This window comes from Carnobacterium inhibens subsp. inhibens DSM 13024 (assembly GCF_000746825.1).
GTDB classification, from domain to species: domain Bacteria; phylum Bacillota; class Bacilli; order Lactobacillales; family Carnobacteriaceae; genus Carnobacterium_B; species Carnobacterium_B inhibens.
Genome location: NZ_JQIV01000006.1, coordinates 315,456 through 330,107, shown reverse-complemented (window position 1 = coordinate 330,107; position 14,652 = coordinate 315,456). Strand labels below are relative to the sequence as shown.

The 14,652-nt window shown below is 36.3% G+C and carries 11 protein-coding genes; all 11 read right to left on the bottom strand.

Annotated elements, in window-relative coordinates:
- Nucleotides 1–9: 9 nt before the first annotated feature.
- Nucleotides 10–933 carry a tRNA pseudouridine(55) synthase TruB gene (gene truB / locus BR65_RS02745; protein ID WP_034538584.1) on the bottom strand — a complete coding sequence of 308 codons (924 nt, stop codon included), beginning with the start codon at nt 931–933 and terminating at the stop codon, nt 10–12.
- 130 nt (nt 934–1,063) lie between these two features.
- On the bottom strand, nt 1,064–1,618 hold the full coding sequence (locus BR65_RS02740) for a DUF421 domain-containing protein (protein ID WP_023177808.1): 555 nt from the start codon (nt 1,616–1,618) through the stop codon (nt 1,064–1,066).
- A gap of 124 nt (nt 1,619–1,742) precedes the next feature.
- Nucleotides 1,743–2,090 carry a 30S ribosome-binding factor RbfA gene (rbfA, locus tag BR65_RS02735; protein WP_023177807.1) on the bottom strand — a complete coding sequence of 116 codons (348 nt, stop codon included), beginning with the start codon at nt 2,088–2,090 and terminating at the stop codon, nt 1,743–1,745.
- Between the two features lie 25 nt (nt 2,091–2,115).
- Nucleotides 2,116–4,497 carry a translation initiation factor IF-2 gene (gene infB / locus BR65_RS02730; RefSeq protein WP_034536592.1) on the bottom strand — a complete coding sequence of 794 codons (2,382 nt, stop codon included), beginning with the start codon at nt 4,495–4,497 and terminating at the stop codon, nt 2,116–2,118.
- 15 nt (nt 4,498–4,512) lie between these two features.
- Complete coding sequence (locus tag BR65_RS02725) at nt 4,513–4,818, bottom strand: L7Ae/L30e/S12e/Gadd45 family ribosomal protein (protein ID WP_023177805.1); 306 nt, start codon at nt 4,816–4,818, stop codon at nt 4,513–4,515.
- Nucleotides 4,815–5,099 carry an RNase P modulator RnpM gene (gene rnpM, locus BR65_RS02720; protein ID WP_023177803.1) on the bottom strand — a complete coding sequence of 95 codons (285 nt, stop codon included), beginning with the start codon at nt 5,097–5,099 and terminating at the stop codon, nt 4,815–4,817. The genes BR65_RS02725 and rnpM overlap by 4 nt, the downstream gene beginning before the upstream one ends.
- A gap of 15 nt (nt 5,100–5,114) precedes the next feature.
- Nucleotides 5,115–6,392, bottom strand: a complete 1,278-nt coding sequence (gene nusA, locus BR65_RS02715; protein WP_023177801.1) for a transcription termination factor NusA — start codon at nt 6,390–6,392, stop codon at nt 5,115–5,117.
- Between the two features lie 36 nt (nt 6,393–6,428).
- Nucleotides 6,429–6,902 carry a ribosome maturation factor RimP gene (gene rimP / locus BR65_RS02710; protein ID WP_034536588.1) on the bottom strand — a complete coding sequence of 158 codons (474 nt, stop codon included), beginning with the start codon at nt 6,900–6,902 and terminating at the stop codon, nt 6,429–6,431.
- 198 nt (nt 6,903–7,100) lie between these two features.
- Nucleotides 7,101–11,441 (bottom strand): PolC-type DNA polymerase III, encoded by a 4,341-nt coding sequence (locus BR65_RS02705; RefSeq protein WP_034536584.1) that lies wholly within the window; start codon nt 11,439–11,441, stop codon nt 7,101–7,103.
- A gap of 135 nt (nt 11,442–11,576) precedes the next feature.
- Nucleotides 11,577–13,283, bottom strand: coding sequence for a proline--tRNA ligase (locus BR65_RS02700; RefSeq protein ID WP_034536583.1), 1,707 nt, complete (start codon nt 13,281–13,283; stop codon nt 11,577–11,579).
- A gap of 60 nt (nt 13,284–13,343) precedes the next feature.
- On the bottom strand, nt 13,344–14,618 hold the full coding sequence (rseP, locus tag BR65_RS02695) for an RIP metalloprotease RseP (RefSeq protein ID WP_034536581.1): 1,275 nt from the start codon (nt 14,616–14,618) through the stop codon (nt 13,344–13,346).
- Between the last annotated feature and the right edge of the window lie 34 nt (nt 14,619–14,652).

The window sequence follows — 14,652 nt, the reverse complement described above, 5'->3', positions numbered from 1 at the left end:
AAAACTCCTTTATAAATTATTCCGTAAAACTTTAACCGGCTTTAAGTAATCCTTTTTGCTCGGATGCACAGCATAGATGCTGACTGCCTTTTGAAGATAAGTGAACACGATGGGCATTGATACATTTAAGTCTTTAGGCACAGTATCAATAGGCAAGACTGCTCCATTTTTTACTTTATCCCACAAATCTTCAGTTATATCAAATGAAGGCAGTTCTTTTAAACCAAATTCTAAAGGAAATAAGTGCTTTTCAATTTCTAATTGTTCCATTTTTTCAGCAACTTGTTCTAATGTCAAACAATCACTTGGTTTAAACGTTCCACTCAATATACGTGTTAAATCAGACATATGCGCTGGAAATCCAAGCTTTTCACCTAAATCAACAGCTAACGTACGAACGTAAGTCCCTTTGCCACAAGCAACTTCAAACGTCCAAGAGACTGTCCCATTTTCTTCATCTATTACAAGATCAGATGTCCGTTTAAATTGCTTGATTTCTGCCAATCGAACTGGTCGTTCGACCGTTTCACCAGCTCGCGCATACTCATACAATTTTTTTCCATTTACTTTTACTGCAGAATACATAGGAGGAATTTGAGTGATGGTCCCTTCCATATGTTTCATTGCATCATCAATAGCTTCCAATGCTGGAATGGCTTCTACTCTAACACGCTCAACAATTTCACCACTACGGTCTTCTGTCGTTGTTGAATACCCTAGCGTAATTTCACCTATATAACCTTTGCCTGTCTCCATCATGTACTCAACAACTTTTGTTGCTTTTCCAACACAAATAGGCAACACGCCATCTACATCTGGATCCAATGTACCTGTGTGTCCAATTTTTTTTGTTTTTAAAATTTTTCTAAGTTTAAATACACAATCATGGCTGGTCATGCCACGTTCTTTCCATAAAGGGAGAATACCTTCCATTGCTAAATCCCAACCTTCCATTTTTAACTCTCCTAGTATACCATAATTCTAGAAAACCCGTCATCCATTAAAATAGTAGTGGTTCCTATTATTTTTAAACTAAAAAAAATCTATCAAAGATAGACTTTTTTTAGTTTAAATATTTAGTAATTTCTTTCTCATAACTCACACTCACATCAGTCAACACAGAAAGTTCACCATTTGCTTCTAGTAATACCGCAAAAACTTTATCAGATGAACACCTGGCTTGAGTTCGAATAGCAGAATAAATATTTTCTTTAGTTACTCGACTTTTTTTCATTGTATTTTCTAAAAATTCACCTTTTAAAAATAAAACTTTTGGAGGTGGATCGATGTATTTTGAAAAAAAAGACCATTTGAAAATAATTTTTGATACGAGAAATTGCAAAAATAAGAGTACTACAATAGCTAAAAACCCATTGATTATAGTAACTTCTTTTAAAATCAAGGTAGATGAAATTACTGAACCTATCGTAAATGAAGTAATAACATCTTGTATACTCATATTTGAAACACTTCTATTCCCAAAAATTCTTAAACTGATAAGTAACAATATATAGGTTATTAATGTTGAAAAAAGGATTCTAAAGACTGGCGTCCAACTATCAAAAAATAGATTTGGTATTCCTATCTCTGTTTGTAAGCTTATTAAGAAATCTGACATAAAGTCCCTCCTCTATTAAGTCTATCGAAAAAAATATAGACAGTAAAGAAAATGAACTTTGAGAAAAAAAGAACAGTGTTAAGACATTTTGTCTCGACACTGTTCTTTTATACTTATATTCTTTTTAATCTTTATTTAAATTACGCAACAATTCATCAATATGGTTACCATATTCAACAGATGCATCACGTTCAAATGTTAATTCTGGTGTTTTGTAAAGCGTTAAGCGTTGGCCTAACTCTCTTCTGACTAAGCCAGAAGCTTTATCTAATCCTAATTGCGTTTTTTCACGGTCACTAGCTTTATCAGATAAAATACTATAGAAAATAGTTGCTTGTTGAAGATCACCTGTTACACGAACATCGGTTATGTTTACATCAGCAACACGGGGATCTTTCACGCGTTTTTTCAAAATGTCATTTACTTCTCTTTGAATTTCTTGTGAAACACGTCCAATTCTATGGTTTGCCATGTTTACCCCTACTTTCTTATATTAATTATTTGCGTTTGATTTCAACCATTTCATAAGCTTCGATAATATCATCCACTTGAACTTCGTTGTAATCTTTAATCATAAATCCACATTCAAAACCTTTTTTCACTTCTTTAGCATCGTCTTTAAAGCGTTTCAAACTTGCTAATTCGCCTTCAAAAATAACGATATTATCGCGAATCAAGCGGATACTGCTGCTACGAGTAATGTAGCCATCCGTAACAAATCCACCAGCAATTGTACCAACTTTAGATACTTTGAATGTTTCACGAACTACAGCTTGTCCTGTTACTTTTTCTTCGTATTCAGGATCTAATAGACCCTTCATAGCTGTTTCAATTTCATCGATTGCGTTATAAATGATACGGTGCAAGCGAATATCTACTTGTTCTTGTTCAGCTTGGATTTTTGCTTGTGGAGTCGGACGAACATTAAACCCGATAATGATCCCATTACTTGCAGCTGCTAAAGTAATATCACTTTCGTTAATTGCTCCAACTGCCGTATGAATCATTTTCACGCGTACGCCTTCTACATCAATTTTTTGCAAACTTGATGATAGTGCTTCGGCAGAACCTTGTACATCAGCTTTAATGATAACATTAACTTCTTTCAATTCTCCTTCTTGTAAACTAGAGAATAAGTTGTCAATCGTTACACGGTTCGTTGCTGAACGTTGCTCAGCCATCGCTTTTTTCTCACGTGTTTCTCCTGCTGCACGAGCTGTTTTTTCGTCTTCAAAGACAACAAATTGATCTCCAGCTTGAGGAGCAGTGTTTAATCCAGTGATTTCAACTGGAGCAGAAGGGCCAGCATGTTTAACACGGCGGCCATTTTCGTTGACCATTACACGTACACGACCATAAGTGTTCCCTACTACAATAGGGTCTCCTACGTTAAGAGTTCCTTCTTGGACAAGTAAAGTCGCAATTGGACCTTTAGATTTGTCTAAACGAGCTTCGATTACTGAACCAAGAGCTAAACGTTTAGGATCAGCTTTTAAGTCTTCAACTTCAGCTACAAGTAAAATCATTTCTAATAATTCGTCTAAGTTTTGACCGAACTTAGCTGAGATTTCAACGAATATCGTGTCTCCACCCCAAGATTCCGGAACCAAACCGTATTCTGTTAATTCTTGCATCACTCGTTCAGGATTAGCATCTGGTTTATCTACTTTATTTACTGCTACGATAATTGGAACTTCTGCTGCTTTAGCATGATTGATAGCTTCAACCGTTTGTGGCATAACCCCATCATCTGCAGCTACTACGATAATCGTAATATCTGTTACATCAGCACCACGAGCACGCATCGTTGTAAACGCAGCATGTCCTGGAGTATCCAAGAATGTGATGACTTTTCCATCAACATCTACTTGGTAAGCACCAATATGTTGTGTGATTCCGCCAGCTTCGCCCAAACTTACTTTTGTATTTCTAAGTGAGTCTAGCAACGTTGTTTTACCATGGTCAACGTGTCCCATGATCGTTACTACTGGTGGACGAGTAGTTAGATTTTCTTCAGCAGATTCTTGTTCAAAGTAAACATCTAAATCAGACACATCTACTTGAACTTTCTCTTCTGTTGCAATGCCGTACTCTTCAGCCAATAATTCAATCGCTTCTTTGCCTAAACTTTGGTTCAATGTAGCTACGACACCAAGCATGAATAATTTTTTGATGATTTCAGCTGGTTCGCGGTAGATCTTTTTAGAAATATCCGCTACAGTCATACCGTCTGTATACACAAGAACTTCAGGTAATTCTTTAAACTTACGAGCTACTGGAGGTGCTACTGGTTTAGTTTCACCTTTTTTACCTTTTCTCTTACGTTTGTTGAATCCGCCATGTGTTCCCACACTTCCACGGTTAAACGGTCTGTTACCAGTACGTTTATTCTTATTGCCTGCTGGAGCAGCAGCTGCACGTTGTGGTGCTTGATTTCCAGTTCCGCTTTGAGCAGTTTGACTGCTTGTTTGCGTTTTTGGTTTTGTTGATGCAGCTGGTTTAGCTGCTGGTTTACTTGTTGAAGCTGGTTTTACAGTTGTTGTGTTTTTCGGTTTACTTGTAACAGCATTCGTTTCTTTTGATGCTGGGCGATTTGGTTGTGATTGATTGGATTGATTCTTCTGATTCGTTATAGGATTACCACCTTTTTGATTTTTTGTACTTGACGTACTCGTTGCTTTTTTGGGGTCGTTATTTTTAGAAACTGCGTTACTTTTATTGTTTGAAACAAAAATAGTATTTAGCTTTTCTACCTGTTTATCATCCATAGCAGACATATGACTGTTATAGTCGATTCCAAGTTCTTTAGCCTTATCAATAACACTTTTTGTTGGTACATCCAATTCTTTGGCGTACTCATATACACGTTTTTTAGCCATGTTATCACCCTCCAATTAAATCGATAATAATTCTCGGAATTTTTTTCCAAAGCCATTATTCGTGACGGTGCAAATGGTTCGTTCTTTTCCTATTGCTTGGCTTAATTCACTTCTCGTAAAGTGAATTATAAAAGGAATCTGATAATAAATACACTTATCCGAGATTTTTTTCTTAGTATTTTCACTTGCATCAGTAGCAACAATGACAACTTTCGCGGTCTGATTTCTGATTTCTTTTAAACTTAGATCTTCTCCAGTTGTAAGCTTACCTGCTCTGGTTGCCATACCTAAGAGATTTAACACCTTTTGTTCCTCTATCATAAACTCATCCTAGCTTTTTGATGCGTAACATAATTTAAAAGCTCTTGATAAAAATGATCATCTAATGATGTGCCCAATACTTTATCCAAGACATGTTTATCCCATGAAGATTGGACAATTTCAGGTTCGATAGAGACATAAGCACCTCTTCCAGGTAACTTACCACTTGGATCGATAGATACTTGATTTTCTTTATTGATCACAATTCGGATCATGTCTTTTTTAGGTTTCATCTCATTAGAAACCACACATTTCCGCATAGGAATTTTACGTTTTGGCATTATTCTCACCTCTTGTTAGTCTTCCATACCGTCACGTTCTTCGGCTAATTCAATCAATTCCTCTGCAGATTCAGCATCTAGATTTCCTTCTTCAACGTCGTCATCAATTGAGATTTCGTCAAATTCAGTATCAAGATCTTCAACAGATTCAATGATTTCTTCTTCATTCAATTCTTGTTCTTGACTTTCAATCGTTTCAATTACTTCAGCATACTCTACATCTTTTTCTAATCCAACTTCTTCTTTAGCCATAGTAATAGCCTCCATGTCTGTTTCAGATTTGATATCGATCTTGTATCCAGTTAATTTAGCAGCTAAACGAGCATTTTGACCACGTTTACCGATTGCAAGAGAAAGTTGATAGTCAGGGACAACTACTAAACAGCTGCCGGCAGCTTCGTTAAAAGTCACACTGACAACTTGAGCCGGATTCAAAGCATTTCCGATATAAGTTGCAGGATCTGCATCCCATTCAACGATATCCATGTTTTCCCCTTTTAATTCATTGACGATTGCTTGAACACGTTGTCCTTTAGGTCCCACACAAGTTCCAACTGGATCAATGTGTTCCTCTCTAGAACGAACAGCCACTTTAGCGCGGTCTCCTGCTTCTCTAGCGATAGAAACAATTTCAACAACACCATCATAAATTTCAGGAACTTCTTGTTCAAATAAGCGTTTCAACAAATCTGGGTGACTGCGACTAACAAAGATTTGAGGCCCTTTTGATGTATTTTCAACTTTTGTTACATACACTTTAATACGGTCATGAGGCTTGTATACTTCATTAGGAATTTGTTCTTGTTTAGACAAGACAGCTTCGATCTTTCCTAAATTCACATAAATGTAACGGTGATCTTGTCTTTCAACGATTCCTTGCATAATGTCATTTTCGTAAGCAATAAACTCATTGTAAATGATATTTCTTTCTGCTTCACGCACACGTTGCATGATGACTTGTTTTGCAGTTTGAGCAGCAATTCGTCCAAAATCTTTTGGTGTTACTTCAAAACGAATTTTGTCGCCTAACTCATAAGCTTTATTTAAGTCTAACGCTTCTTCAATACCCACTTCAAGGCGAGAATCATAAACTACATCTACCACTTCTTTAACGGAGTAAACATGAATGTTCCCTTTTTTTAAATCAAATTCAACCTCAACGTTTTGCGCTTGGTTGTAGTTTCTTTTGTAAGCTGAAACCAACGCAACTTCTAATGCTTCAACAACAAATTCTTTTGAAATTCCTTTTTCTTGTTCTAAAGCATTAAGAGCATTTAACATTTCTTTGCTCATTTTTTTCTTCTCTCCTATCTCTAACATTAATTTAGTTTAAAATTGAATAGCTCTTCTGGCTTTTGCAATTGTTTTTCGGTTGAATTCGATATCTTTCACTCTTGTTTTAATGCGAATAGTCAATGTTAAGGTTTCATCATTTACTTCCTTTAATGTGCCTTCATAGATTTTTTCGCCGTCAACCGGTTCATATAATGAGAGATGGATGTATTCCCCAACTGCATTGATATAGTCTTCTTCTTTTTTTAGTGGTCTTTCAGCTCCAGGAGATGAAACCTCCAAGAAGTAGGCTTGTGGTATAGGATCTGGATCCGTTTTATCCATTTTTTCGCTGATTTTCTCGCTAATTAATGCACAATCCTCTAAATCAACACCCTCTGGTTTATCGATATAAACTCTTAAAAACCAATTTTTACCTTCTTTTATGAATTCAATGTCCACTAATTCAAACTGATTACTTTCAACAATAGGTTGTACGATTTCAGTTACTGTTTCTGTCACATTGCTCAACTTTTTTCGCCTCCTTATAGTTACTTTTCTAACTTACTGCCGAAAAAGAGTGAGCGTCACCGCTCACTCTCAACAGAATATCTAAATCCAAATAAATAGTACCATATATTTAATCAATAAGCAACAAAACACTATCAAATAAGTCTTTCTAGTTGCATTTTACTGAAAAAATAAAATTGCTTTAAACAAAAGGACACATTAAAAGAGATCAAATAAAGACAATTGATTTTCATCAGGCAACCCTTTTAACACTCCATTTTCATTTAAATACTCAATAACGGTTTTAGAAACTTTTCCTCTTTTAGCCAGATCTTCTTTTGAAAGAAACGGTTTGTCTTTTCGTGCTTCAATAACTTGTTTAGCAACGTTTGCTCCTAAACTTGGTACAGCTCTAAAAGGTGCAATTAATGAATTACCTTCAATCACAAAATCACTAGCATCTGATTTTTCTAGATCTACCATTTTAAAATTAAAGCCTCGCTCAACCATTTCATTACTCAACTCTAAAACAGTTAAGAGATTTTTCTCTTTCGTTGAAGCATCCAATCCTTTATCCGTAATTTCTTTCATTTTAGCTTTGATACTTTCTTTGCCTTTAGACATGGCAACTAAATCAAAGTCATCTGCCCGGACAGAGAAATAGGCAGCATAGTAAAGAATAGGGAAATGAACTTTGTAATAAGCTACACGTAAAGCCATTAATACATAGGCTGCAGCATGAGCTTTAGGGAACATATACTTGATTTTCAAACAAGAATCGATGTACCACTCCGGTATATTTTCATCTCGCATCGCTTTTTGCCAATCATCTGGAATGCCTTTACCTTTACGAACGGATTCCATTATTTTAAAGGCTAACCCGTCTTCCATACCATTATGGATCAAGTAGACCATGATATCATCACGACAACCGATTACCTCGGATAAAGGAATATCATTCAAGCGTATCAGCTCTTCTGCATTTCCTAACCATACATCCGTTCCATGTGATAATCCTGATATTTGAAGCAATTCAGCAAACGTTGTCGGCTTCGTTTCTTCTAACATTCCTCTTACAAATCGTGTACCAAATTCTGGTATTCCTAATGTGCCCGTTTTTGATTGAATCTGTTCTGGTGTAACGCCAAGAACTTCTGTCCCACCAAAGATCTTCATCACTTCAGGATCATCAGTAGGAATCGTTTTAGGATCGACACCTGATAAGTCTTGCAGCATTCTAATAACCGTTGGATCATCGTGACCCAATATATCTAATTTTAAAACATTATCATGAATAGAATGGAAATCAAAATGGGTCGTTTTCCATTCTGAATCCTGTGCATCTGCTGGGAATTGAATTGGTGTAAAGTCATACACGTCCATATAGTCCGGTATAACGATAATTCCTCCCGGATGCTGACCAGTCGTTCGTTTGACACCAGTAGAGCCTTTTGCTAAACGATCGATTTCTGCAGCCCGTAAATTCAAGTTATTGTCGCGTTCATACCCTTTTACATATCCAAATGCTGTCCGGTCTGCTACCGTACCAATCGTTCCTGCACGGAAAACATAGTCTTCACCAAACAATTCTTTTGTATAGTTATGTGCATTTGCTTGATAATCACCTGAGAAATTTAAATCAATATCGGGTACTTTATCTCCATAAAATCCTAAAAACGTTTCAAAAGGAATATCGTGTCCATCTTTGTGCAAACGAGCGCCACAATCAGGGCAATTTTTATCTGGAAGATCATACCCCGAACCAACAGAACCATCTGTATAAAACTCAGAATACTGACACTTAGGACAACTATAGTGTGGCGGCATTGGGTTTACTTCTGTAATTCCAGTCATTGTCGCGACAAAACTGGAACCCACTGAACCCCGTGAACCAACCAAATAGCCATCTGACATACTTTTATGAACCAGTTTTTGCGAAATCAAATAGATAACCGAGAACCCATTTCCGATGATGCTGTTCAGTTCTTTTTCGAGTCTTTTTTCAATGATTTCTGGTAATGGATTTCCATATAGTCTATGCGCTTCATCATAACTCAATTGACGTATTTCATCTTCTGACCCTTCAATTTTTGGAGTGTAAAGATCTGTTTTTATTGGTGTAATAGAATCATCCACCATATCTGCAATTTTATTTGTATTTTTGACAACGATTTGCTGTGCCGTTTCTGCTCCTAAAAATGAAAAAGTTTCTAGCATCTCCGTTGTTGTTCTAAAATGTGCTTCAGGCAATTCAGACCGGTTTAAAGGGTTCGCTCCACCTTGAGAATTGATCAATATTTTACGATAAATGCTATCTTCAGGATTTAAATAATGCACATTCCCCGTTGCAACTGCTGGAATATTTAGATCCTCACCAATTTGAACAAGATTGCGAATGATTTCTTCTAAATCAGACTCATCTTTAACTAATTCTTGTTCGATCAAAGGGGCGTAAACTTCTTTTGGCATAACTTCAATGTAATCATAAAATTTGGCTTTATTTTTTGCTTCATCAAAACCTTTTTGCATGATGGCTTCAAAAACTTCCCCTTGGTTGCAAGCTGTTCCGATAATTAAGCCTTCGCGCAGCTTGATCACTTCAGAGCGCGGCAGTCGTGCAGTCCGATAGAAATAATCGACCATCGATGAAGAAATCAGTTTAAAAAGATTTTTTAACCCTGCTTGAGTTGTTGCGATAATAGTTGCATGAAAAGGTCGAGCCCGTTTGTAAGCATCTCCTTCACCAATATGCTCATTTAATTGATCATGGAAATGCATGTCATGCTCTTCTTTGGCCTCTTTTAGGAAAAGCCAGCACAGATGTCCAGTTGTTTCAGAATCAAAAATAGCTCGGTGATGCTGTTCCAAATTGATGCCATATTTTTTTGCTAATGTGTTCAAACGATGGCTCTTATATTGTGGATGTAAAAAACGCGACAGTTCCAAAGTATCGATGACTGGGTTTACAGCATCTGGTATATTGTGTCTCGCATTGCTCGTGTTTAAAAAGCCCATATCAAAACTCGCATTATGAGCAACTAAAATAGAGTCTCCTGCGAATTCTTTAAATAATTTTAAAACTTCCTCTTCTGATTTTGAACCATGAACCATTTCATCTGTGATTCCTGTCAAATTAATCGTTGTTTGCGATAAAGGATGACCTGGGTCAATGAAATGCTCAAAACTTTCAATAATATTGCCTTTATGCATTTTAACGGCAGATAACTCGATAATTTTATTATAGACAGCTGAAAGACCTGTTGTTTCGACGTCAAAAACAACGTAGGTTGCGTCCGTTAGTTCAATATGTTTAGGATTATAAGCTATAGGTACACCGTCATCTACAATGTTAGCTTCGATTCCATAAAGAATTTTTATGCCATTTTTTTGACCCGCATGATAAGCATCTGGGAAAGATTGAGCACCAAAATGATCGGTTATCGCAACAGCTTTATGTCCCCATTTAGCTGCTTGATCGACTAGATCTGTAACAGTATTGGTTGCGTCCATTTGGCTCATATTGCTGTGCAAATGCAATTCTACACGTTTTTCATCTTCTGGTGCGGTATCTTTACGTGATTCATGATCCCATTCAGTAATATCTTGAGCATTCAACACTAAGTCCCGCATAAAGTTATCTTCTTGAACGCTTCCTCTTGCTCGAACCCACATTCCTTTTTTGATCGCCGCAAATGCCGCTTCATCCTCTGGTGAATTCGAGAATTTTTTTACTGAGAATGAAGATGTATAGTCTGTTATTTTCACGATAAGCAATTGTCTTTCAGATCTCAATACTCTTACTTCTACATCGAATACATAACCCTCAACGGTTACACGGCGTTCTTCTTCGATAATTTGATCCATTTGTTTAACTTCTTCTTTAGCAGAAATTTTTCGACCTAACACAACTGGACCTTTTTGTGCTTGAACTTGATGTTTATTTTGTTTCTTTTCTTGTTCAGCTTTTTGAATGTTTTCATTCGCACGAATAGCCAAAAGAGTTTCAGATTCTTCTTTTTTTGCTTGGAACTCGGCTATTTTTTTCAAATGAGATGCTTCATCGATCACTGGTTCAATTTTGAATTTTGGAAAGCCTAAAGAACCATATGCTTCTTCAACTGGGGGCAAATATTGATTCATTAAATGTCCCTTTACCACTTCGTTTTCTACATAAAATTGGATTTTTTTACCGTTTAACAATGGAAACTGTTCTCTAAACGGCTTATCGCATATCGGAGAAGACACAGCACTTAATTTCACTGCAGTTGACCAATAATGTTCTAATTTTTCAATTGTCATTACAGGCTTGACCGTTTCAATGGTCAATTGGACCCGTGCAATAGTATGGAAAGCCAATTGCATTTTTTCAGAAAGATTTTGATACACTTCAAAAGGCAAAACATCTTGAAACTGCAAGTGAAAATTCCAACATTTTGATAACTTATGGACCGTTACTTTTAAAACTTTGGCTTGAGTAAAATAAGGTTTGTACCGTTCTTCATGTTGCAAACCTACTTGTTCTAGTAATTTTTGAAACATTTCTTCTTGATTTAAACTCATGAGAAACTCCTTTCACTTACAACGATAGAACTAAAGAAACAACACTATTATAAAAAAAGAATAATGGCAAAAGGAGCCAGACAAGTGGATGTGCGTACTTGTTTGAACTCCTTTAATAGTAGTGTCTTTGTGCTATTAAATAGAACTTAGTAGAATATTTAACGTTTCGACCAATTCATCGGTGCGAACTTCTAAAGCTTCTCCTGTTTTTCTAAGTTTTAATTCAACAATATTTTCTTGAGCCTTTTTCCCTACTGTAATACGGATAGGCATCCCAATTAAATCTGAATCTTTAAATTTCACACCGACACGTTCATTACGATCATCAAGCAATACAGAAAAGCCAGCCTGTTGTAATGATTCATATAAATCATTCGATAAACTTACTTGGTCCTCTGCTTTCATGTTGACCGGAATCAAGTGCAATTCATATGGTGCGATGTGTCTTGGCCAATTCAAGCCTTCTTCAGTAGCTTGTTGTTCAGTGATAGCTGATAATAAGCGACTAACACCAATTCCGTAACATCCCATTACAACAGGGATAGAACGACCATTATTGTCTAATACTGTCGCATTCATAGCTTCTGAATAACGAGTTCCTAGTTTAAAGATGTGACCAATTTCAATTCCTTTTGCAAATTTCAATACACCTTGTCCATCTGGAGATAACTCGCCTTCTTGAACAAAACGCAAATCAATATATGTCTCAATGTTCGAATCACGTTCTAAGTTTACATTTAAGTAGTGATAACCGTTTTCGTTAGCTCCTGCAATGGCATTTGTCATATCTTGAACATAGACATCGGCAAGGATTCTAACGTCGTCATTAACGCCTATAGGTCCGATTGAACCAGCGTTAACACCTAGGTATTTCACTGTTTCTTCTTCCGTTGCTAATTCTAAAAAGGCTGCATCAAGATAATTTTTCAATTTCACATCATTTACTTCATGATCGCCACGAACAATCACTAAAACAGGTTTTTCATCTGCAATAAATAATAAGCTCTTCATAATTTTTTCTGGTTCGACTTCTAGGAACGAGGAAACATCAGCAATTGTTTTGCTGTTTGGTGTTTCAATTTTTTCTAACTCTTTTTCATTTTCCAGCGATTTTTTGTGCATATGGAAACTAGTAGCCATTTCTAAGTTAGCTGAATAATCACTTGAATCAGAATAAACAATCGTGTCTTCTCCAATATCAGAGATTGCCATAAACTCTTTAGAGTTGCTTCCACCCATCGCTCCTGCATCTCCAATAATGCTACGGAAATTCAATCCGCAACGTTCAAAGATTCTTGTATAAGCTTTTTCAAAATCTTGATACGTTTCATCTAAACTTTCGAAACTATCGTGGAAAGAATAGGCATCTTTCATTAAAAATTCTCTTCCTCTTAACAGGCCTGAACGAGGTCGTTTTTCATCTCTAAATTTTGTTTGGATTTGATACAAAGAAAGCGGCAACCGTTTGTAGGATGTGATTTCATCACGGATCAATGTCGTGAAGGCTTCTTCATGAGTAGGTCCTAAAAGGTAGTCACGTCCATGACGATCTTTTAATTTCATTAAATCTTCGCCATACGTTTCATAACGTCCAGATTCTTCCCATAATTCGCGAGGCAATAGAGAAGGCATCAACATTTCAACAGCATCGATTTTTTCAAATTCTTCACGCATAATCGTTTTTAATTTTTCTAATACACGATTTGCTAATGGTAAGTAACTATATACCCCACTAGATAGTTGTCTGATATATCCTGCTCTTAATAACATTTTATGGCTTAGAACTTCTGCTTCATTAGGTACATCTCTTAAAGTTGGAATAAATAATTTTGATTGTTTCATGGGTTACTGTCTCCTTTTTGACACGCTAATTAGTCTATAAATGATTGTTTTTTCTAGTTATCAGTTAAAAAAATATCGTTGGATATCATTCCAGGTAACCAATACCATTAATACTAATAGTAAACCTACCCCTATTAAGGTAATGATTCCTTCTTTTTCCTCACTCAATGGTTTTCTACGTATACCTTCAACAATGTTTAAGAGCAATTTCCCACCATCAAGCCCTGGAATAGGCAATAAATTGACGATACCTAAATTAACACTTAAAACAGCTAGCCAGTTCACTATTCCAATCAAGCCTGTTTTAACGACTGATTGTGTTGTTGCATAAATGGCTACTGGACCACCAAACATATCAATTGAAAAACCTTTTGTAAACATTGAACCCAATACTGTAAATAGTTGAGTGATTAATGCCCATGTCTGAACAAAACCAGAACTGATTTTAGCCCAAAAGGAGGTTTCTAGAGATGCTTGCACGCCGATTTGTCCGACTTCTGTTCCGTCAGCTGCTTCATTAGCAGAGGGTGTTACCGTTAGTGTCTTTTCAGTACCATCTTTTGATTCAACTTGAAAAACCAATTCCTTTTCTGGATTTAACTGAACCATATCCACCATTTCATTCCATGTAGTGATTTTTTCGTCACCAATTTGAATAACGCGGTCGCCTTCTTTTAAACCAGCTTCTTCTGCTGCACTATCTGGTAAAATATCTCCCAGTACATTTTCTTGGCTAACGACTCCACCTTGTAAAAACGCTAGTATAATAAAAGCAACGATTGCTAAAATCATATTATTCATGGGACCAGCAAAATTAGTCATCATTCTTTTTGGCAAACTAGCTGATTGGAATTGGACATCAATAGGTGCAATCTGCACTTCAGTTCCATCTTCCTCAATGATCATTGCATCTCTCAAAACAGGATAGCGTACTAAATTCGTCTCATCTCCGGCTAAATAGCCTTCAACATATAATTCTTTTTCAAGATCGATTGATGTTACTTCCATCGGTACCGCATCTAATAATTGCTTTTTCTTATACGTATTGATCAGCGACACTTCATTTGCATCGTTTACGATTAAACCAATAGGCGTTCCGGGCTTGATTTCTGATTCTTCTTCATAGCCTGCCATACGCACATATCCGCCTACAGGTAAGATACGAATAGTAAAAGTTGTTTCTCCTTTTCGATAAGAAAATATTTTCGGACCAAATCCAATTGCGAATTCTCTAACTAAAATACCTGCTCTTTTAGCAAAATAATAATGTCCAAACTCATGAAAAATCACTAAAATACTAAAAACTATAATAAAAGTAATAATGGTAGCGATCATATACTCTCTCCTTTGTACTTCACTAAAAAAGTTT

What these genes read in the sequence shown, in the direction of transcription:
- truB (WP_034538584.1), bottom strand. Translation starts at nt 933, where the DNA reads ATGGAAGGTATTCTCCCTTTATGGAAAGAACGTGGCATGACCAGCCAT.
- BR65_RS02740 (WP_023177808.1), bottom strand. Translation starts at nt 1,618, where the DNA reads ATGTCAGATTTCTTAATAAGCTTACAAACAGAGATAGGAATACCAAAT.
- rbfA (WP_023177807.1), bottom strand. Translation starts at nt 2,090, where the DNA reads ATGGCAAACCATAGAATTGGACGTGTTTCACAAGAAATTCAAAGAGAA.
- infB (WP_034536592.1), bottom strand. Translation starts at nt 4,497, where the DNA reads ATGGCTAAAAAACGTGTATATGAGTACGCCAAAGAATTGGATGTACCA.
- BR65_RS02725 (WP_023177805.1), bottom strand. Translation starts at nt 4,818, where the DNA reads ATGATAGAGGAACAAAAGGTGTTAAATCTCTTAGGTATGGCAACCAGA.
- rnpM (WP_023177803.1), bottom strand. Translation starts at nt 5,099, where the DNA reads ATGCCAAAACGTAAAATTCCTATGCGGAAATGTGTGGTTTCTAATGAG.
- nusA (WP_023177801.1), bottom strand. Translation starts at nt 6,392, where the DNA reads ATGAGCAAAGAAATGTTAAATGCTCTTAATGCTTTAGAACAAGAAAAA.
- BR65_RS02705 (WP_034536584.1), bottom strand. Translation starts at nt 11,441, where the DNA reads ATGAGTTTAAATCAAGAAGAAATGTTTCAAAAATTACTAGAACAAGTA.
- BR65_RS02700 (WP_034536583.1), bottom strand. Translation starts at nt 13,283, where the DNA reads ATGAAACAATCAAAATTATTTATTCCAACTTTAAGAGATGTACCTAAT.
- rseP (WP_034536581.1), bottom strand. Translation starts at nt 14,618, where the DNA reads ATGATCGCTACCATTATTACTTTTATTATAGTTTTTAGTATTTTAGTG.